At 60.1% G+C, this 19,890-nt stretch carries 16 protein-coding genes and 1 pseudogene; 14 read left to right on the forward strand and 3 right to left on the reverse strand.

Annotation, left to right across the window (positions count from 1 at the left end; all coding sequences use genetic code 11):
- Positions 1 to 37 precede the first annotated feature (37 nt).
- From PCE31106_RS16135 to PCE31106_RS16155, 6 genes are all read left to right on the forward strand, one after another.
- Complete coding sequence (locus tag PCE31106_RS16135) at positions 38 to 784, forward strand: hypothetical protein (RefSeq protein ID WP_150563967.1); 747 nt, start codon at positions 38 to 40, stop codon at positions 782 to 784.
- A gap of 111 nt (positions 785 to 895) precedes the next feature.
- On the forward strand, positions 896 to 2,053 hold the full coding sequence (locus tag PCE31106_RS16140; protein WP_174975230.1) for an AAA family ATPase: 1,158 nt from the start codon (positions 896 to 898) through the stop codon (positions 2,051 to 2,053).
- A gap of 19 nt (positions 2,054 to 2,072) precedes the next feature.
- Positions 2,073 to 4,688: a S8 family peptidase gene (locus tag PCE31106_RS16145; protein ID WP_150563969.1), complete on the forward strand. Its 2,616-nt coding sequence runs from the start codon at positions 2,073 to 2,075 to the stop codon at positions 4,686 to 4,688.
- A 21-nt stretch (positions 4,689 to 4,709) separates the two neighbouring features.
- Positions 4,710 to 6,209: a S8 family peptidase gene (locus PCE31106_RS16150; RefSeq protein ID WP_150563970.1), complete on the forward strand. Its 1,500-nt coding sequence runs from the start codon at positions 4,710 to 4,712 to the stop codon at positions 6,207 to 6,209.
- Entirely contained in the window at positions 6,206 to 6,421 is a 216-nt protein-coding gene (locus tag PCE31106_RS24025) for a hypothetical protein (protein ID WP_174975232.1), read from the forward strand. Before PCE31106_RS16150 ends, PCE31106_RS24025 begins: the two co-directional genes overlap by 4 nt.
- 166 nt (positions 6,422 to 6,587) lie before the next feature.
- Entirely contained in the window at positions 6,588 to 6,767 is a 180-nt protein-coding gene (locus PCE31106_RS16155; RefSeq protein ID WP_150563971.1) for a hypothetical protein, read from the forward strand.
- A gap of 800 nt (positions 6,768 to 7,567) precedes the next feature.
- On the opposite strand, the gene gyrB is transcribed toward PCE31106_RS16155, so the two are convergent.
- The 3 genes from gyrB to dnaA form a co-directional block, all read right to left on the reverse strand.
- Positions 7,568 to 10,045, reverse strand: coding sequence for a DNA topoisomerase (ATP-hydrolyzing) subunit B (gyrB, locus tag PCE31106_RS16160; protein WP_150563972.1), 2,478 nt, complete (start codon positions 10,043 to 10,045; stop codon positions 7,568 to 7,570).
- A 178-nt stretch (positions 10,046 to 10,223) separates the two neighbouring features.
- Positions 10,224 to 11,330: a DNA polymerase III subunit beta gene (dnaN, locus tag PCE31106_RS16165; protein ID WP_017232945.1), complete on the reverse strand. Its 1,107-nt coding sequence runs from the start codon at positions 11,328 to 11,330 to the stop codon at positions 10,224 to 10,226.
- 240 nt (positions 11,331 to 11,570) lie between these two features.
- Positions 11,571 to 13,103 carry a chromosomal replication initiator protein DnaA gene (gene dnaA, locus PCE31106_RS16170; protein WP_150563973.1) on the reverse strand — a complete coding sequence of 511 codons (1,533 nt, stop codon included), beginning with the start codon at positions 13,101 to 13,103 and terminating at the stop codon, positions 11,571 to 11,573.
- An 817-nt stretch (positions 13,104 to 13,920) separates the two neighbouring features.
- On the opposite strand from dnaA, the gene rpmH reads away from it, so the two are divergent.
- The 8 genes and pseudogenes from rpmH to PCE31106_RS16210 all read left to right on the forward strand — a co-directional run bounded on the left by rpmH (position 13,921) and on the right by PCE31106_RS16210 (position 19,866).
- On the forward strand, positions 13,921 to 14,055 hold the full coding sequence (gene rpmH / locus PCE31106_RS16175; RefSeq protein WP_010806664.1) for a 50S ribosomal protein L34: 135 nt from the start codon (positions 13,921 to 13,923) through the stop codon (positions 14,053 to 14,055).
- Between the two features lie 61 nt (positions 14,056 to 14,116).
- Positions 14,117 to 14,623 (forward strand): ribonuclease P protein component, encoded by a 507-nt coding sequence (gene rnpA, locus PCE31106_RS16180; protein ID WP_083902298.1) that lies wholly within the window; start codon positions 14,117 to 14,119, stop codon positions 14,621 to 14,623.
- 14 nt (positions 14,624 to 14,637) lie between these two features.
- A pseudogene (yidD, locus tag PCE31106_RS24565) lies at positions 14,638 to 14,847 on the forward strand (membrane protein insertion efficiency factor YidD); the annotation flags it as partial.
- A gap of 174 nt (positions 14,848 to 15,021) precedes the next feature.
- The gene (yidC, locus tag PCE31106_RS16190; RefSeq protein WP_017233885.1) at positions 15,022 to 16,677 is read left to right on the forward strand and encodes a membrane protein insertase YidC; all 1,656 of its coding nucleotides are present in this window, start codon (positions 15,022 to 15,024) and stop codon (positions 16,675 to 16,677) included.
- 108 nt (positions 16,678 to 16,785) lie between these two features.
- Complete coding sequence (gene mnmE / locus PCE31106_RS16195) at positions 16,786 to 18,180, forward strand: tRNA uridine-5-carboxymethylaminomethyl(34) synthesis GTPase MnmE (protein WP_150563975.1); 1,395 nt, start codon at positions 16,786 to 16,788, stop codon at positions 18,178 to 18,180.
- 236 nt (positions 18,181 to 18,416) lie between these two features.
- Positions 18,417 to 18,773 carry a hypothetical protein gene (locus PCE31106_RS16200; protein WP_150563976.1) on the forward strand — a complete coding sequence of 119 codons (357 nt, stop codon included), beginning with the start codon at positions 18,417 to 18,419 and terminating at the stop codon, positions 18,771 to 18,773.
- Between the two features lie 14 nt (positions 18,774 to 18,787).
- Positions 18,788 to 19,402, forward strand: a complete 615-nt coding sequence (locus PCE31106_RS16205; RefSeq protein WP_150563977.1) for a YMGG-like glycine zipper-containing protein — start codon at positions 18,788 to 18,790, stop codon at positions 19,400 to 19,402.
- A gap of 80 nt (positions 19,403 to 19,482) precedes the next feature.
- Positions 19,483 to 19,866 (forward strand): hypothetical protein, encoded by a 384-nt coding sequence (locus tag PCE31106_RS16210; RefSeq protein WP_150563978.1) that lies wholly within the window; start codon positions 19,483 to 19,485, stop codon positions 19,864 to 19,866.
- Positions 19,867 to 19,890: the final 24 nt, after the last annotated feature.

The following is a 19,890-nucleotide window of genomic DNA, read 5'->3' on the forward strand; positions in this document are numbered from 1 at the left end:
GTCTTCTGCTGCAAAAACTTTTAAAAGGAAGTGAACAATGAGCAACTTCGATAACACGTCAGTGAGCATCAACGGCAAGAGGAACCACGTCGGTGACAAGGTGAATGTGACCAACAAGGTCACGAACAATAATAGTCACAACCATAACCACAATTACGTCACGAACATGTACCGTGAGCCCCCGCGCGACGGTGGCGGGACGGACAGCGAGTTGCCGGCCGCCGTACTCTTCGGCGCGCTCGCGGTCTGGCAATTCTTTCGCCACTACGAGCAGCTGATGTCGGCGATGCAGCACGCAATCGCTTTGGCCGTGTTGCCGAGCCTCATCGCGGCGGTTATCGCATACATACGGGACAGGGACACGCAGCCGGCAACCATGTCGAGCGTTCCCGCAATCGTTTTCGCACTCGCGGGTTACCTCATGCTCCAGCTGATTGGCCAGAACATCCCGAAGCCGATTGAGGACCTGGCGGCGAACGGTTCGCTCATCGAGTTCTGGCAACGGCTGACTGAATATGGTCGCCACGTCGTCTTGCAGAACAGTGCAGCCATCGTGTTCGTCCTCGTTGCGTCTGTTTCCAACGCGCTCTCGGGGCTGCGCGCCTTCGCGACGACGAACTACGGTTGGTTCGCGTGGCTCTGGAAATTGACGTGGCGCAACTCGCCGCGCCGGCACGTGGTCACGCAGGTGGTGCTCCTGGGCGCAGCGGCGCTCTTCACGTCGGGCAAAGCCATCGCAGCCTGGGAGTGGTGCCAAGAGGCGCTTCGAGGTGCCTTGAGCTAGGTCGCCCATCTGACGCTGGACCGCGGGTCGGCGCATGTCCGGCCCACCAGGAAGGTTGACGGATTGTTCGCGATATAGTCTCATACGCACATTTTCCGCGGACTAATGCACGTGAAGTCTTCAAAGTCGCACTCTTTCGGCACTTTCGTGCAGCTATGCCAGTTCGCGCTCGGCAAGGCAGTTGACCCTCACCTAGTGCTGCAGGCAGCCGATGAACTGGAGCAAGGTGGCGACCTGGGCGGCGCGCAGGCGATTCGCAGCCTGATAAGCACTTCGACGCGCGCAGACGAGAAGCCTGTATCGAGCGGCGTGATTCAGTTGTCTGGCGATGAGCTGACCCGGACCTCTCGTATTCCCGTGGACCGCGAAACTTCCGCGCCTCTGGCGAGCATCATTCACAGCAAATCGCTTCCGGCCGAAGGCCCTATTCTCCCGTCAAGGCTTGCCGGTGGAGTCGACTCCTGGATTGTCGAGTGTCGACGCGCAGCAGAACTTCGTGAAGTTGGCATCGAACCGGCACGGAGCTGCGTTCTGTTCGGCGAGCCCGGCACTGGGAAGACGCAACTTGCGCTATGGCTTGCGGGGCAACTCGGCCTGCCAGTTATCCTTGCTCGTCTTGACGGATTGATGTCTTCGTTCCTCGGCACGACGTCAAGGAACATCGGCAATCTCTTTGATTTTGCCAATCGTCATCGGGCATTGCTCGTTCTAGACGAGTTCGACGCTATTGCGAAACTGCGCGATGACCCTAACGAAGTCGGCGAAATTAAGCGAGTGGTCAATACGCTGCTGCAAAAGCTCGATGAGCGCGCCGAGAGAGGGCTCACGATAGGAATTACAAACCATCCCCAGCTGCTCGACCCCGCAGTCTGGCGGCGTTTCGAGCTCCAGGTCGAGCTGCCGAAGCCCGAGCTGAATGCAAGAATCGAAATCATTGGTCGCTACGCGGAACCGCTCAATTTTAGCCACGGCCAAGCCAAATTGCTGGCCGTGATACTGGAAGGGGCTTCGGGGGCCGAGATTCAGGACGTTGTCAAATCGCTGAAAAAGAGTTGGATTTTAGATGGTCCGAAGCTATCCTTTGCGGAAAGATTGCAGACTGTCATGGGTATTCATGCTGCTCGAGTGCCCAGCGACGCTATTGGCATACTCAATTTGCCATTGCGAGAGCTTGCCCGCGCATTTGCTGAACGCTACGCGTTCAATACCGTGGAGCTCGGGGAAGTTTTTGGAGTCAACAGAACGACAATAAGCCGCTGGGTCGCTTGACCCGGTTCCGGGGAAGGTGATGGCTGGGGATTATCCACTTTTATACGTACAGAACCCGAAGGTTCTACGTCAACCGCGCAAAGTTAATCCAGGTAGCAAGAAGACGGATTTCTTTGCTGACCGTGACGCGGCGTTCGCCGAGCTTCGCGCGTCAGTAACCTCGAGCCTGAAGGAAATTCAAGGGCAATTGCGGCAAAACTCCGCAAGATTTTGCTCTTCGGGATTCGTCAAGGTTCGACTCCAAGAGAAGGCGTGGGCGAAAACCCACCGTCCGGTTCGTAAGCTCTTCACGCCGGACAGTGCACCCGTTGTCGGGGGCGATGACATAGGGGAGCTTATCGTCCGCACGAGCGCAACAGGGCTGGGTGATGTGCTTACTAGCGTCGGACGGGCCGATAACGCTACGACTCGCAAGCGTGATAAGCACGGCGAGTGGGTCGTCAACCCCAATCGCGAGCGCTCTGAGGTCGGCGCGCTCGAGAGTCTTCGCCTTTGGTCATCAGCAGACAGGCGGCTACCGGACGCCGAATATGCCATTTCGACATTTGCTGAAACGGGCTTGGCGCCGATGTACGCAGTGCGCCTTTTTGAGCCCATCACGTCATCTCTCGAAAAGCTAAACGCCGGGAAAGGGAGTGCGACATTCAAGGATGACCCGGCAGATTCATTCGTTCGCTCATTGAAGGATTTATCGCAGAAACTCGGAATATATGTCGTCCTTGATGAGACCCTACCTACGATTCATCTCGCGTACATTGGACTGACCGATTCCCCTGGATTCGCTGTCATCCGAGGCATTTCAGAGCTCTCGAAATTCGGCGACCAGTTCATAGCCGATGGCGACTATTCAGATGACTCCCACCATCGGCTGCTTGCTTTTCTCGGCGAGCATCCGAATGTGCGTACTGTCTCCGTTCCGCGCATTTTGTCTTCAGACCGGAAAAGCTCTTTTAACGTATCGGCCGTTGCACAACGCGTTCAACGCAGGTCGACCGTCATCTCGGTAACGCCGGCGGATATTCCTCAACCCGAAGGCGGCGTCGCTTACCCAATGGTCGCAGTGGTTGACGGCGGAATCTCGGATAAATTCGCTGCCTGGGTTAAAGGAAGTTACGGAAGGATACCCGCGAGCCAGCGCGACCTGGACCATGCAACGAACATTGCAGGTCTACTTGTCGGCGCGAAACATTTCAATCCGGGTTATGGATCGCGTTTCGAAGAGAACGGATGCTGGCTGATTGACATCGCGCTTCATACGAAGGACGAATACTTCGGAAGACATTATGGCAACGGGTCCGCCAAGTTCATGGACGAGCTTGAGCGCGTTGTCGCGGACTGTCGGGATAAGTACGGGGTACGTGTATTCAACTTCAGCCTCAACAATAAAGAGGACGTGATACCTAACGCGTTTAGCGAGGAGGCGACGCGGCTCGACAAGATTGCTCGTGAGCATGACGTATTCTTTGTCATCTCTGCGGGGAATGTCCGGGACGAAGACAGGCGCCCAGAATGGGACAAGGTGATTTCGGTTGCCGCGGCGCAACTCATTGAAAGCAAGTCGGACACCCTTTGGGGGCCGGCAGACTCGTTGTTAAACATCTCCGTCGGCGCGATGAATGGTGCTGGCGTTAGAGGTTGTCTGCCTGATGTGCCGGCACGTTACAGCCGACGTGGCCCCGGTGTGCGAGGTTCGGTAAAGCCAGACGTTAGCCACATTGGGGGCGCGGACGGCAAGGACGACCTATCCGGGCTCTCAAGCGTTTCAGAAGACGGTATGTTGGCCGCGGTGAAGGGTACAAGTATGGCGGCTCCCTTGGTCGCTAAAACTCTGGCAGCACTCGATATGGAGCTCGCTGGAGTCGCGCCGCGCGAAGTCGTTCAAGCACTCTTTCTTCACAATACCTACTTCGAGAAGGCGTTTCAAAGCCAGCAGGCTCGACGCATCGGCCGCAGCCTGATTGGTTTCGGGTATCCGCGCGCGAGCCACCAGTCCCTCCAACTCGACAGGCATACGTTCGGTGTCGTCGTGTTTGACAGTCTGCACGTTGACGAGAACACAATCATCGACTTCAGCTGGCCCAGGGAACTCGTTGATTCCGAAGGGCGGTGCCGCGGTGTTGCACGCCTCACACTCGTCTATTCGCCCCCGCTCGATTTCAAGTACGGCGCAGAGGTCGCACGCATCAATCTGGAGCCGGCGCTCCGACAGCGTGTACCGAACGTCAAGGCTTCGCGTGCTGACGACGAAGACGTCGAATCTGACGATGACGAGGATGCAGGAAAGGCCGGATGGACCGGACGTGCGAAGCCGGTCCACGCTCATGGCCTAAAGCGTACTTCACGAGAGGCTGCGCTTCTCGTGGACGGATTGAAGTGGAGTCCGGTGAAGGTTCTTGAGGGCAATTTCCGCGGCGTCGGTCGCTCGCATGAGTGGCGGCTGAGCGTCAATTACCTATTGAGAGACCAAGCCGAGTTTCCCAAGGATGGGATTCCGTTTGCGGTCATTTTGACAATCTCTGACCCCGATGGGACCGCCAACGTGTACGGTGACCTCGCTCAGGAACTGGTGGCTACGTCCGCAGTGCGAATGAATGACATTCGTGCTGCAATGCGGATTCGTCCGCAGGCTCGATAACAAAATTCTGAAAGCAAAGAAATGTCTGAACAAAGCAAGCGATATATTGTTTTGGCTAAGGCCGACGAAGAGACGGAGTTCGTCGGTCCGTTTGCGCAATCTGGCCGCAAGCAGGGATTCCTGCGTTCGCTCCTCTCCAAGGCTTTCCCGCAAGGAGCACAGGTTCCTGTCACCACATCGTCTGTTGATGAGAACGTCACGGTTCTGGAATTGACAGATGAGCAGGCTCGAGCTTTTGAGACCGCAAACGCTGGCGTAGCTCTTCATCCCGTCCGCACCTACAGCCTCGCCGCTGTTGATGTTGAGAGCGTCCTGAGTGCACAAGCGCCGTTTGATTTCAGTGGATTCTCGTGGACCGCAGGTGGCTCCTTCAAAATCAAGGTAGCCGACACAAGCGGGCGCCCGATTTCGAAGGTTCCAGTAACGCTGAAGGAAGTGGGCGTTGAAGACCCACACGTTGCTCTCACGAATGCGCGTGGACACGCGACAATTGACACCAAGAGCGGGCTGGCGGAGTTTATCCTGGTTGCTCCCTTCTCGGACTACTGGACTGAGCTCCGGCGCGGCGTAACTTCGTCGAAGGTGGTCGAGTTCGCCCTGCATGGCTTATCGCCGGCTTCGGCAGACTGTTTGAAGTATCACTGCTCCGATGCGCTTTGCCCGGAAGCTTGCGAACCCAATGCGTCAAAAATCAAAGTCGCGGTCATTGACAGCGGCGTTGATACGCACTGCGACCTTACGAATGTGACCGACCGCACTTCTTTCACACAAGCCGACGAGGATGATGACCTTGGTGACAACGGGACCGGGCACGGGACCCACGTCGCCGGAATCATCGGTGCCTGTGGTGTTGCAAAGGGACTGGCGCCGAACGCCGAATTGATTAGCATCCGGGTATTTGAGCGCGATTCTAGGACAACTGATACCACGTATGTGTACGATGGAATCAAAGCCTCGGTCGACGCTGGCGTTGACGTCATCAATCTGAGCCTCGGCCAAGGAGACGAGGACGCGGTGCTTCAGGCTGCAATTGAAGATGCTGAGGCTGCTGGTATTTTGGTCGTGGCAGCATCAGGAAACGACGGTAGTAGCGTCCCACAGTATCCGGCAGTCTATGCAAGCGTTGTTTCAGTAGCGGCGCTAGGTCGACATGGAACATTTCCTGTTACATCGGCGCATACGGTGCATCAGTCCCGTTCGGTCGGCGATGACACGGCCGACTATGTTCCAGACTTCTCAAACTGGGGGAAAGTGGACCTTGCGGCTCCTGGCGTAGCGGTCATTTCGACCATCGGGACAAGCGGGTATGCTGCGCAGGATGGGACGTCAATGGCGTGTCCAGTGGTCTCAGGTCTAGCGGCCAGGCTGCTGGAGTCGTCACCCAAGTTGAAAGGCCGGTCGCGCAGCCCTGAGCGCTTGGCCGATTTGAAGGCGTTGCTATACGACCAGTGCAAGTCGCTGGGGTTCAAGGCGCCCGATGTCGGGAAAGGGTTGCCTCACATGGGTGGAGGAGCGTCATGAGTCGCTTTGTGCTGGTATTCAGAGGTCCAGGAGAGATTCCGCAGGACGAGCTTCGATTGATTTGCGAGCATGCTGGCGCAAGGATTCTTGACATGCGACCGTCAAAGGCCGTGGTGCTTGAGGTGGACGGGCCCGCCGTCAACCTGTTAGCAGACGTCAGGAAACTGAAACACTGGATAGCCAGCGAGCAAAGGACCTACAGGCTTGCTTGACCAGTAAATATACCCACCGGGCCCGTCCAACTTCTGGGGTTCAGTTCAAAGGGGTCAGATTTCAACCGACGTTGACATCAATCTCCTTCAGGACTTGGATATCGAGTGCCTGCTCATTCCACGTATCGCGGCCTCCGTACGCCCGGTACGACTGGCGGCGAGCATCTTGCCGCTGGACCACGGCATCAATATTGTCCGGGCGGGCGACTCAACCCTGGACCAGCTCGAAGCGGCGCTCATGCATCCAGAGTCGGAGGCTTGGAGGCTTGCTCGTGCGCCGCGGCTGGAGAACGGCTACTTTTCGCTCACAACCACTCTGCTTCGCTCGCTGCCCGTCAATCTCTGAGGGATGCGGGCCTTGCGCGAGCAGTGTCGCGCCGCCGGCTGAGCCAACGGGTCATCTTGCAAGATACATACACCGAAGCCGCGGTCACGGCCAGGGCGATACCCTCCTGAACATAGGGGTCTCTCAATAGCGACGTGCCAAACTCGCGAGCACGCGCGAGAGGTGCTGCCCGGGCCGGTGCCTGGACGTCCGGCTCAGGCAGCACAGGCCCTGAGCTTGTTGACCCCAGCGCGCCAAAGGTCGGCCCACAATAGGCCACATCGGCGGCGCTCTCATTGCCGCTGCCGAACATCGGCTCCTGGTACATCCGCTCCAGATAATCCATAATTTCCCCCCTCAAGCTTGGTTAACCCCGGCCAACCACCATAGCAGATACAAACCCGATTTTGGGTTTTCGCCCGACGGATTCATTTCGCGCCAGTTTTCTCGGAATTTCCGGCTTAAATCGGGCGACTTCCGCTAGCAGGATTAGAAGTGGCTACGCTGCGAAATCAATCACTTGCAGAAGAATAACGACTTCTCCCAACGATATTTCGCCGCTCGGTAATCGCGTCTAATCCGTATTGCCACAACCAGCCGCCGCGGTTACCGCTCTTCGCCCACCGTCACCGACTTCGCCAGATTCCGGGTCTTGCCCTCATCCACTGAAAAACGCAGAGACCGGGCTTACGCGAAGCTAAAGAGCGTCGGTGCCGGTCAATGAATCCTCGATAAGCTCAAACTACCAAAAGAAAAGACCCATAAGTTTCTTAACTTATGGGTCCTTTTTTCTCAGATTATGCGTCTATCTGCAAACACCATCAAACATCAATATTCCCAGCCCGCAACGCATTCGACTCAATAAACGCGCGACGCGGTTCAACATCATCACCCATCAACGTCGTGAAGATCCCATCCGCAGCGATCGCGTCTTCGATCTGTACGCGCAGCAGGCGGCGGACCGTCGGGTCCATCGTGGTGTCCCACAGTTGGGCCGCGTTCATCTCACCCAGCCCCTTGTAGCGCTGCTTCGAGACGTTGCGCTCCGCATCCGCCATCAGCCACTTCATCGCCGCCTTGAAGTTCGACACCGACTGTGACTTCTCGCCACGTCGAATCGTCGCCCCTTCACCGATCAAGCCCTTGAACGTTTCCGCCGTCTTCTGCAACTGCGCATAGTCCGCCGTTTGCAGGAAGCCCTGGTCGATCACGCTCAGCTTCACGTTGCCATGGTGACGACGCTCCACGCGCAATGCCGCCACCGGTTCCGCATTCTCGACGTCTTCCATCACCGCCGTAATCGTGATCTCCGGTGCCAACGGATCGTCGCTCAGCGCCGCCTGCAACGCCGCAGCCGTGCGCTTCGCCGCTTCCTCATTGTCCAGCTGGATCTCCACGCCTTCCGTCACCGCAGTAAGCACTGACGCCTCGTAAATCCGGCTCAGACGATCGATCACGCCATCGGCCAACTGGTAGCTGCGCGTCAACTCGCCCAGCGCATCGCCAGCAATCGGCGCTGCCCCCGTCGACGGCGTCAGCTCGGCATTGTTCATCGCCAGCTTCAACATGTACTGCGCCAGCTCGCCTTCGTCCTTGATGTAACGCTCGTCCTTGTTGTGCTTGACCTTGTACAGCGGCGGCTGCGCGATATACACATACCCCCGCTCGATCAGCTCCGGCACCTGACGGTAGAAGAACGTCAGCAACAACGTGCGGATGTGCGCGCCGTCCACGTCAGCATCGGTCATGATGATGATGCGGTGATAACGCAGCTTGTCGATGTTGTAGTCGTCCTTGCCGATGCCGCAACCCAACGCGGTGATCAGCGTGACGATCTGCTCGCTCGAAATCAGCTTGTCGAAACGCGCCTTCTCAACGTTCAGCACCTTGCCACGCAACGGCAAAATCGCCTGGAACTTACGGTCGCGCCCCTGCTTCGCCGATCCGCCTGCCGAGTCGCCCTCGACCACGTAGATCTCGCACAGCGCCGGATCCTTCTCCTGACAGTCCGCCAGCTTGCCCGGCAGACCCACGCCGTCGAGCACGCCCTTGCGACGCGTCATCTCGCGCGCCTTGCGCGCCGCATCGCGCGCCCGCGCCGCTTCAACGATCTTCGAGCAAATGATCTTCGCGTCGTTCGGCGTCTCCTGCAGGAATTCGTCGAGCGCCTTCGCCACGTATTCTTCCACCGGCGCACGCACTTCCGACGACACCAGCTTGTCCTTCGTCTGCGACGAGAACTTCGGCTCCGGCACCTTCACCGACAACACGCACGTCAAACCCTCGCGCATGTCGTCGCCAGTCGTCTCGACCTTGGCCTTCTTCGCCAGCTCGTTCTCGTCGATGTACTTGTTGATCACGCGCGTCATCGCCGCACGCAAACCCGTCAAGTGCGCGCCGCCATCTCGCTGCGGAATATTGTTCGTGAAGCACAGCACCGTCTCGTTGTAGCTGTCGTTCCACTGCATCGCAACTTCCACGCCGATACCGTCGCGCTCACCCGTGACGTGGAAGATCGTCGGATGCAAGACGGTCTTTGTCTTGTTGATGTACTCGACGAAGCCCTTCACGCCGCCGCCAAACGCGAAATCGTCTTCCTTGCCCGTGCGCAGATCCGTCAGGCGAATACGCACACCGTTGTTCAGGAAGGACAGCTCGCGCATACGCTTGGCGAGAATGTCGTAATGAAATTCGACCTTGCCGAAGATCGTTTCGTCCGCGAGGAAGTGCACCTCGGTGCCACGCTTGTCGGTGTCGCCCAGCAACTTCAGCGGCGACGTCTCAACGCCATTGACCACCTCAAGCTCGCGGTTCTGCGGCACGCCCTGGTGGAACTCCATGAAGTGCTTCTTGCCGTCGCGGCGCACGGTGAGCTTCAGGTACGTGGACAATGCGTTCACGCACGACACGCCCACACCGTGCAAACCGCCCGACACCTTGTAGCTGTTCTGGTCGAACTTGCCGCCCGCGTGCAGTTCCGTCATCACGATTTCCGCCGCGCTGCGCTTCGGCTCGTGCTTGTCGTCGAACTTGATCCCCGTGGGAATGCCGCGACCGTTGTCCGTCACGGAAATCGAATTGTCCGCGTGAATGATCACGTGGATGTCGTCGCAGTAACCGGCAAGCGCCTCGTCGATCGAGTTGTCCAACACCTCAAATACCAGGTGATGCAGGCCCGTGCCGTCCGACGTGTCGCCAATGTACATGCCGGGACGCTTGCGCACAGCCTCCAGACCTTCAAGGATCTGGATGGAGGCTGCACCATAGCCGCTATCGGCCTGCTTTTGCTGTTCGCTCATGACAATCTTCCGGTTACTGCGTCATTAACTGACGAATTACTGCTTCATGACCTGCCCCCTCCGCGCGCCATCGGCGCCGCAAAGGCGGCTTATCCCGCAAAAGGATAATTCTCTAGAAACGCCAAAGGGGCGCTCGGCCCCTTCGCGCATGTGACGGCGCGTACGGCGGAATATCCGCTCAAATGCGCATCGGCATCACGACATACTTGAATTCGTCGTTGTCCGGCAAGGTGATCAACGCGCTCGAATTGGCATCACCCAGACTCACCTTCACCTGTTCGACCTTGAGGTTCGACAACACGTCGAGCAGGTACGTCACGTTAAAGCCGATATCCACCGACTCGCCCGTGAAATCGATCTCGATCTCTTCCTGCGCTTCTTCGTTTTCCGTGTTGTTCGCGCTGATCTTCAACAGGTTGTCGCTGACCAGGAAACGCACACCCTTGAATTTGTCGGACGTGACGATCGCCGCACGCTGCAACGAACGATGCAACTCTTCACGGCTGATGACGAAGCTCTTGTTATACCCCTTCGGGATCACGCGATTGAAATCGGGGAACTTGCCCTCGACCAGCTTCGATACCAATTCGACGTTCGCAAAGCAGAACTTGACCTGGCTCGGCGCCACGTCGATCTTCACCGGATCGTCGATGTCCTCGAGCAAACGCTGCAATTCGAGAATCGTCTTGCGCGGAATGATGACTTCCTGACGCGCGAACTTTTCGCCGGCAATCGTCGTGTTGCAGTACGCCAGACGGTGACCGTCCGTTGCGACCGCTTCGATCTTCTCGCCCTCGACCACGAGCAGCATGCCGTTCAGGTAGTAACGGATGTCCTGCTGCGCCATTGCGAAGTGCACCATGCCCAACAGTTGGCGGAACGCACGCTGCGGCAGCGAGAAGCTCGCGGCGTAGTCCTTGGCCTCGGCCACCGTCGGGAAATCTTCCGCCGCCAACGTCTGCAACTGGAAACGGCTCTTGCCGGCCTGCACCGTCAGACGCTTGTCCGAGAGCGACAGCGCCACTTCGGCGTCGGGCATGTTGCGCAGAATGTCGAGCAGCTTGCGCGCCGCCACGGTCGTCGCCACGTCATCGGCGCCGGCACCGCAGTCGGCGGTGGTCGTGATCTGCAACTCAAGGTCGGTCGACAGGAAGGAAATGTCCTGTCCGTGCTTGCGAATGAGCAAATTGGCCAGGATCGGCAACGTGTGGCGACGCTCGACGATGCCACTCACAATTTGCAGCGGCCGCAGCAGATTGTCTCGTTGAGTTTTGACCAATTGCATATTTATCCTTCGTAGTAACTGTTAACGGGTGCCAGTTTCTGCTGAAAACCCGAAGATTCCCTTATCGATCAAGTGCTTGCAGAAGGGATAACAGGGCGGAAAACGCTGTGGACGAACCGGGGACGCTTTGTGCGCCGACCCGCTATTGTGCCCGAAAACGCCAGTTTCCCCCAAACCGCCCCCCGCTTATCCACAGGGATGCCGGCGACCCCGCCCGCCACCCCGCGCATCCGCCCGGCTTTACCCCTTGAGCGTCTGCTCCAGCACGTGCAACTCATGATTGAGCTGCGCATCCTTGCTGCGCTCTTCCGCAATCTTGCGTACCGCGTGCAGCACCGTCGTATGGTCGCGCCCGCCAAACAGCTCGCCGATTTCCGGCAGACTCTTCTGCGTCAGCTCCTTCGCCAGATACATGGCGATCTGCCGCGGTCGTGCAATATTGGCCGGGCGCTTTTTCGAATACATGTCCGCGACCTTGATATTGTAAAAATCGGCCACGGTCTTTTGGATGTTTTCGACAGAAATCTGACGATTCTGAACCGTCAGCAGATCTTTCAGCGCTTCCTTCGTCAGTTCGATGGTGATCTCGCGACCGTGGAACTTCGAGTAAGCCAGGATCTTGCGCAGCGCGCCTTCCAGCTCACGCACGTTCGAGCGCAGATGCTTGCCGACGAAGAACGCCACGTCCTCCGACAGCCCCACGCCCTCGACCTGCGCCTTCTTGATGAGAATGGCCACACGCATTTCCAGCTCGGGCGGCTCGATGGCCACCGTCAACCCGGAATCGAAGCGCGAAATCAACCGGTCGTCGATGCCGGTAATCTCCTTCGGATACGTGTCGCTCGTGATGATCACCTGCGCACGATTCGCGATCAGCGCCTCGAAAGCGTAGAAGAATTCTTCCTGCGTACGACTCTTGCCCGAGAAGAACTGAATATCGTCGATCAGCAACAGATCGAGCGAGTGGTAGTAGCGCTTGAATTCGTCGAATGCCTTGCGCTGGTAGGCCTTGACCACGTCGGACACGTACTGCTCGGCATGGATGTACCGGATACGCGGATTCTGCTTCTCGGCCAGCAACTGGTTGCCGATGGCGTGGATCAAGTGGGTCTTACCCAGGCCGACGCCGCCGTAAAGGAACAAAGGGTTGTACGACGTGCCGGGATTGTTCGCGACCTGGATCGCCGCGGCGCGCGCGAGCTGATTCGACTTACCGGTCACGAAATTGTCGAAGGTCAGCACGGGATTGAGCTTCGAGCGCTCGTAGATCGACTCGACTTCTCCCAATTGCACTGGCTCTTGCGGCGTCACCCGCCAATTGCGGCGCACCGCGTCGGCCTCGCTCGCTTCCAGATCGGGGCGCTCACCGTCGAGCGACGCCGAATCGGCGCCACGACCGCCGTTCGCGGGAGCCTGCGACGCAGCCACGGCCGGATTCGCACGCGCGCCGCCAACGGGCGCCGGGGCAGGCGCCGCGCTCGGCGCAGGCGTGGGGGCGGGGGTCGACGAAGGCACGCGCATGCCAGCCTTCGGATCGAGTACAAACGTTACTTCGATCGGCGCATTCCAGAAGTCCGACGCCATGCTCTGGATTCGCCCGGAGAACTGGCTCTTCACCCAATCGAGCTTGAAGCGATTGGGTGCGCCGATCTTGAGCGTGCGCGCCTGTTCATCGAAGTCGAGCGGCGCCAGCGGTTTGATCCAGGTACGGAATTGCTGGGGCGTCAGCTCTTGTTCGAGACGTGTCGCGCAGTGTTGCCAGAAGTCATTCATGCAGGGCGTATCCAGGTGGCGCGGGCGCTCGTCCGACTCGTTCGGCCGACGCTCATGCCACCCACTATCCGATACATCAGACATGGGGGCAGAACGTCGCAAACCAAGCCGGCGATCCCGTTCCCGAGCAACGCTCGGACGGCCACGACCGGCCGGGGTCGAGTCAGACCGGCGGCGCATTGCAGGTACCCGGCAAACCACGAACCATGGCGCTGCGTTCGGGTTTTGCCTCGCGCGTACGGCCGGTGTCGGCGCGCGCAGACGACAAAACCCGGCGCGCTGTCCACATGGCGGCGTCACCGGTACTCTGCTGGGAAAAAAAATGATGGGGGATTTTACCGCCAAAGCGTTGGCAAAGCGAGTTATCCACAGGAATGCCCACAGCGCCGGCGTCTCCGGGCGGGCGGGCCGCGTTAACCCGCCTGACTTCGCGCCATCCCTGCATAAATGCCCAGCAAATACGACGATTTGCCGCGACCGCCGGGATATCTTCGTCGTCAGGTGTTTCCCTATCGGCAGAAATCAGCGATTCAAGCGATTTCAGCCATCATCGACCGCCGGAAGGCCGCTGGCTGGCCGATCTCCGCCGGCGACGGTGCCGGTCGCGTACCGGCGTATCGCGTGTCATGGCTAACCTATTGACACACAACGGAAAAGCCGATTAAATAGCGGGTTCGTTAGAAAGATAACCGGATTCTATCCAACTCCCGACGGCTGGGCCGCGCGTGAAAGTCCTTGAATTTGCAGGTTTTCACGGTGTCCATGTGGCGTTTCACGATGCTGCTGCGCGGGAATTTTTTCACACAGTGAGTGCATCATGAAACGTACATTTCAGCCTTCCGTGACGCGCCGCAAGCGCACCCATGGCTTCCTGGTTCGCATGAAGACCCGTGGCGGCCGCAAGGTCATCGCCGCTCGTCGCGCCAAGGGCCGTAAGCGCCTGGCCGTCTAATCGCGGTTCTCGGTCGTACCGCGGTTTGCGCGTCAAATCCGCAAGGCGCGAAGTCCCGGCAATGGGGTTTCCCAAAGCTGCGCGACTTCTCAAAACGGATGAGTTTTCATCCGTTTTTAGTTTGCGTCCTTTGCGCCGCAGCGCGCACTTCGTGTTGTATATGCGTTGGCGCGAGTCTGCGCCGGACGCCCTTGTCGATATCGATGCCACGCCTCATGAGGGCCGCATCGGTATTGTCGTCGGTAAGAAGCACGCGCCCCGCGCGGTCACTCGCAACCTGATCAAGCGTCAGGCGCGCGAGATGTTTCGCCAGCGCCGCACCGCGCTGGCCGGCTGGGACTTCGTGCTGCGACTGACCCGGCGCTTCGACAAGGGGACGTACACGGCGGCGGCCGCGCCAGTGTTGAATACACTGTGCCAGGCTGAATTCGCGCAGCTCTTCGACGCGGCAGAGAAAGCCGCCCGCAAGCGCCGCACGACCGACGCCAAGACAGAAGGTAGTGAGTCCTACACGGTAGCGCCCGACCCCGGGCATGCGCCGCCCAACCGGCCACTTCGGCCGGACTGACAGGCGGAGTCGAGATGCGAAGCGTGCTGTTGTTGCTCCTGCGCGGTTACAAGCTGGTGATCAGTCCCTGGCTGGGAAACCGTTGCCGCTTCCATCCGAGCTGCTCCGACTACGCGCGCGAGGCCATCGTCGAGCACGGTGCCGGTTACGGCACTTATCTCGCGGCCCGGCGTCTATGTCGCTGTCATCCGTTTCACCCCGGCGGTTTCGATCCTGTACCGCCGGCTCGACACGTCTGTCACGCTCCCGATAACACCGACCAAGGCGCCGCCGATACGGCCGCCGGAAGCGGCACGTCGCGAGCCAGGCAGACGGTCTCGTCCGGGCCTGCGGCCGCATCGGCAGTTACGTGCCGCGCGCCGGGCCATTCCTGAGTTTCGTCCACCACGAGTTACCGCATGGACATCAAACGCACCGTTCTCTGGGTCATTTTCGCGCTGTCTGTCGTGATGCTTTTCGACAACTGGCAACGCGCCAATGGCCATTCGTCGCTGTTCTTCCCGACGCCCGAGGTCTCCGCCCCGGCCGCCAAGGGCGGAAGTCCGACGCCGGCCAACGACCTGCCACAAGGTGCCAACGCGGCGCCCGCGGCGGGGAGTGCCCCGGGCAACGCGCCGGCCGCTGCCGCTGCGCAGAATGTCCGCATCACGACCGACGTCTATGACGCCGACATCAGCGCGCAAGGCGGCACCGTGTCGTTCCTGGCGCTCAAGCAATGGCCCGACGCCACCGAGGCCGACAAGCACGTGGTGTTGTTCGACAACACGCCGAGCCAGCAGTATTACGCTCGCACGGGTCTGATCGGCGGCGACTTCCCGAACCACAACGACATCTTCACGCAGGTGCCGGGCCCGACCACGATGACGGGCGACACACTGACCGTGAAGTTCGAATCGCCGGTCAAGGGCGGCCTGCAGTTGGTACGTGCTTACACGTTCCATCGCGGCAGCTACGTGATCGACGTGTCGAACACGATCGTCAACAAGTCCGACGCCGCCATTCAGCCGACGCTGTACATGGAACTGGTGCGCGACGGCCGTGAGATCAGCGGCGCGAAGTTCTCGCACACGTTCACGGGCCCGACGGTCTACAGCAGCGACGAGAAGTTCCAGAAGATCACGTTCAGCGACATCGACAAGGACAAGGCGAAGTACGTCAAGCAGTCGAGCGATGGCTGGATCGGCATGGTGCAGCATTACTTCGCCACGGCCTGGATTCCGAAGGAAGGCGCCAAGCGTGACAACTACATCGGCAAGCTGGACAACGGCCTGTATCGCGTGGGCGTGAAAGAACCGCTCGCGAGCATTCCGGCCGGTGGCAGCGAGACGGTCGATGCGCGCTTGTTCGCCGGTCCGCAGGAAGAGCACATGCTCGAGCAGATTGCGCCCGGCCTGGAGCTGACGAAGGACTACGGTTACTTCACGATCCTCGCCAAGCCGCTGTTCTGGCTGCTCTCGAAGCTGCATGGGCTGATCGGCAACTGGGGTTGGGCGATCATTGCCGTGACCGTGATCATCAAGCTGGTGTTCTTCCCGCTGTCGGCCGCGAGCTACAAGTCGATGGCGCGCATGAAGGAAATCACGCCGCGGATGCAGGCACTGCGCGAACGCTACAAGAGCGATCCGCAGAAGATGAACGCGGCCCTGATGGAGCTGTACAAGACCGAGAAGGTCAATCCGTTCGGCGGCTGTATTCCGATCGTGATCCAGATTCCGGTGTTCATTGCCTTGTACTGGGTGCTGCTCTCGTCCGTGGAAATGCGCGGTGCGCCGTGGTTGGGCTGGATTCATGACCTCTCGACGCAGGATCCGTATTACATCCTGCCGGTGCTGATGGCCGTGTCGATGTTCATCCAGACGCGTTTGAACCCGACGCCGCCGGATCCGATGCAAGCCAAGATGATGATGTTCATGCCGCTCATCTTCTCGTTCATGTTCCTCTTCCTGCCCTCGGGCCTGGTGCTGTACTACGTGGTCAACAACTCGTTGTCGATTGCACAGCAATGGTCGATCAACCGAATGCTCGGCAACAAGAAGGAAAAGAAGGCGGCCTGACGTATTCCGGTCCGACCGTCTGACTGACACAGCCGCCCGCGAGTCTCTCGCGGGCGGTTTTGTTTGGTACATGTCAAAATAAGCCTCTGATTTTCAAAGAACCGTGCCATGAGCGCCACTGTCTCCGCCGTCCCGATTGCTGCCATTGCCACCGCCCCCGGACGCGGCGGGATCGGCGTGGTGCGGGTGTCCTTCGGCAAGCATCGCGGCGACGCCGTGCAGCGTGTGATCGCGCATCTGGTCGGCCAGCCGCTCAAGCCGCGTCATGCGTCGTATTTGCCGTTTCTCGATGCCACCGGCGAGGCGCTCGATCGCGGCATCGCGCTGTACTTCCCCGGCCCGAATTCATACACGGGCGAAGACGTGCTGGAATTGCAGGGTCACGGCGGACCGATCGTGCTGCAGTTGCTGTTGCAGCGGTGTCTCGATGAAGGGGCGGAACTGGGCGTACGCCTGGCGACGCCGGGCGAATTTACGCATCGCGCGTTTCTGAATGACAAGCTCGATCTCGCGCAAGCGGAGGCCGTGGCCGATCTGATCGAGGCGAGCACCGAGGCTGCGGCGCGCTCGGCGAGCCGGTCACTCGACGGCGCGTTCTCGCGCGAAATTCATTCGCTGGTGGATCTGGTGATTCATCTGCGCATGTTGGTCGAGGCGACGCTCGACTTCCCGGAAGAGGAAATCGACTTTCTGGAGGCAGCCGATGCCTTTGGGCAGCTCGAGCGGATTCGCTCGCAACTGGCGCGGGTGCTGTCGCAAGCGCGGCAGGGCGCGTTGCTGCGCGAGGGGATCAATGTGGTACTGGCGGGGCAGCCGAATGTGGGCAAGTCGTCGTTGCTCAACGCGCTGGCCGGTGCGGAGCTGGCCATCGTCACGCCGATTGCCGGGACCACACGCGACAAGGTGCAACAAACGATTCAGATCGACGGCATTCCGCTGCACATCATCGACACGGCGGGCTTGCGCGAAACGGAGGATGAAGTCGAGCGCATCGGCATTGCGCGTAGCTGGAGCGAGATCGCGAAGGCGGACGCCGTGCTGCATTTACTCGACACGCGCACCGGCATGACGCCGGAAGACCAGGTCATCGCGAAGCAGTTGCCGAAGCATGTGCCCATCGTGCGTGTGTACAACAAGACGGATCTGGCGGGCGAGCCGGCGACGGTGTTGCCGAAAGAGGGCGCGGCGCCGCTCGGCGTGCGGCTATCGGCAAAGGGCGGGCAGGGGATCGATCTGCTGCGCGCGGAGCTGCTCAAGATTGCCGGTTGGCAAGCGGGCAATGAAGGGGTGTTTCTCGCGCGCGAACGACATCTGTCGGCACTGCGCGCGGCCCGCGACCATATCGAGATGGCGGACGCGCATGCTCGCCGCAACGCAAGCGCGCTCGATCTCTTCGCCGAGGAGTTGCGCCTCGCGCAGGAGCAACTCAGCACGATCACCGGTGAATTCACATCGGACGATCTGCTCGGGGTGATTTTCAGCCGGTTTTGTATCGGGAAGTGATGGGCATTGCGCGTTGCGAAAGTCCGCCATCGTCGTGCCGTCCCATAGAAAACGTAATGCTTTGAAACACTTCTCACAGGCGTCGTAATTGCTCCGTCGGGGCGACGGGCCTAGACTGGAAATCATCAACTCCCGGGCGGCGTTGCGTCTCGTCGGGTCACATTCCCCCCGTTGACGACACGCGTACGCGAGGCGGAATCCACCGCGCCCGGCGTTCGTATTTCGAGGTCAGTGTCGTGAAACGTCTCCCTGTTGTCCTCGGCTTTGGCGTCGTCGCCATGGCCGCTGCCATGGCCAGCAGCAGCGCGCTCGCCTGGCATGGCGGTGGTGTGCGTGTCTGGGTCGGCCCCGGCTACTACCCGTACGGCTATCCCTACTATCCACCTGCGCCGTATTACGCGCCCCCCGTTGTCGTCGTTCCCAGCCAGCCGCAGCAGTACATCGAACAACCGCAACCCGGCGCTCAGGGCGACCCGTCCGGCGCGAACAGCGACACCTGGTACTACTGCGACAAGGCCGGCGCCTACTACCCCTACGTGAAAACGTGTCCGGCCGGATGGCGCGAAGTGCCCGCGCAACCGGCGTCGAACTGATCGGGAGACGCACCATGTCATTCGAATCGTCAGTCTCCCGAGCGCGTCATCAGTCGGTTGCCTCGCCTCAATCGCCCCAAGCAACGCCCGCCACCGGACGCCAGCGGCGCGCGCAACGTCTCACCGCACCGCTGGCCATCGTCATCGCCGCCGCGACGCTCGCAGGATGCGCCGTCGTCCCCACCGGCCCGAGTCTCATGGCGTTACCCGGCACCGGTAAATCTTTCGACCAGTTCCGTCGCGACGATTTCAACTGCCGCCAATACGCCTCCGGCCAGAACGGCGGACTCGATACCGCCACCGCTGCCAACAACAGCGCGATCGGCAGCGCCGTCCTCGGCACGGCCATCGGCGCGGCCGCCGGCGCAGCCTTCGGCGGAAGCTCTGGCGCCGCCATCGGTGCCGGGGCGGGCCTGCTCACCGGGAGTGCCGTCGGCATGGGCAACGCGCAATCGTCTGCATACGTCACCCAAAGCCGCTATGATCAGGCCTACGTTCAGTGCATGTATGCGGCCGGCAATCGTGTCCCGGTTCGCGGCGACATGATGATGCCGCCCCAACCGGTGCAGCGCTATGCGCCACCGCCGCCACCGCCCCCGGGCTGGAAGCCCCCGCCCGGCAGCTACTGATTCCATAAAAATGACGTGATCCCGACGTCGCCCCGGCATGCGCTGTCGGCGACGTTGCATCGCTCTGCCCGAGACACTTGATGACCCACGATTCCACCGGCCAACGTACGCTCAACACGCCCGTGCTGCAAACCTCCCGCCGGGTGATTCTGCCCGCCATCATCGTCTCCGTCTGCGCCACGTTCATGCTGACGACGCACGCTCACGCACAGAACACCCCCTCAGCAGCCAACCCAGGCAATGCAACGACGTCGGCCGGCGCCAATGGCGCCACGGGATCGAGCGTCTTCAATCCGAGCGCCGACATCTCACGCGCCATCTCCCACGACACCGCCGATACCGCCATCCAGAACAACTGGAACAGCATCATGCATCCGCCCGTGCAGGCCAAACCCCAAGAGAAACCGGCGGAGTCGCCCCGCCGCGGCCGTCGCGGCATCACCCCCGCCATCTCGACCAATTGACGGAACGAGCACCGCGCCAGCCTC

Source organism: Pandoraea cepalis (assembly GCF_902459665.1).
Taxonomy (GTDB): domain Bacteria; phylum Pseudomonadota; class Gammaproteobacteria; order Burkholderiales; family Burkholderiaceae; genus Pandoraea; species Pandoraea cepalis.

Excerpts from the sequence above, each read along its gene's own strand:
- PCE31106_RS16135 (WP_150563967.1), top strand. The coding sequence starts at position 38 with ATGAGCAACTTCGATAACACGTCAGTGAGCATCAACGGCAAGAGGAAC.
- PCE31106_RS16145 (WP_150563969.1), top strand. The coding sequence starts at position 2,073 with ATGGCTGGGGATTATCCACTTTTATACGTACAGAACCCGAAGGTTCTA.
- PCE31106_RS16150 (WP_150563970.1), top strand. The coding sequence starts at position 4,710 with ATGTCTGAACAAAGCAAGCGATATATTGTTTTGGCTAAGGCCGACGAA.
- PCE31106_RS24025 (WP_174975232.1), top strand. The coding sequence starts at position 6,206 with ATGAGTCGCTTTGTGCTGGTATTCAGAGGTCCAGGAGAGATTCCGCAG.
- gyrB (WP_150563972.1), bottom strand. The coding sequence starts at position 10,045 with ATGAGCGAACAGCAAAAGCAGGCCGATAGCGGCTATGGTGCAGCCTCC.
- dnaN (WP_017232945.1), bottom strand. The coding sequence starts at position 11,330 with ATGCAATTGGTCAAAACTCAACGAGACAATCTGCTGCGGCCGCTGCAA.
- dnaA (WP_150563973.1), bottom strand. The coding sequence starts at position 13,103 with ATGAATGACTTCTGGCAACACTGCGCGACACGTCTCGAACAAGAGCTG.
- rpmH (WP_010806664.1), top strand. The coding sequence starts at position 13,921 with ATGAAACGTACATTTCAGCCTTCCGTGACGCGCCGCAAGCGCACCCAT.
- rnpA (WP_083902298.1), top strand. The coding sequence starts at position 14,117 with ATGGGGTTTCCCAAAGCTGCGCGACTTCTCAAAACGGATGAGTTTTCA.
- yidC (WP_017233885.1), top strand. The coding sequence starts at position 15,022 with ATGGACATCAAACGCACCGTTCTCTGGGTCATTTTCGCGCTGTCTGTC.
- mnmE (WP_150563975.1), top strand. The coding sequence starts at position 16,786 with ATGAGCGCCACTGTCTCCGCCGTCCCGATTGCTGCCATTGCCACCGCC.
- PCE31106_RS16205 (WP_150563977.1), top strand. The coding sequence starts at position 18,788 with ATGTCATTCGAATCGTCAGTCTCCCGAGCGCGTCATCAGTCGGTTGCC.
- PCE31106_RS16210 (WP_150563978.1), top strand. The coding sequence starts at position 19,483 with ATGACCCACGATTCCACCGGCCAACGTACGCTCAACACGCCCGTGCTG.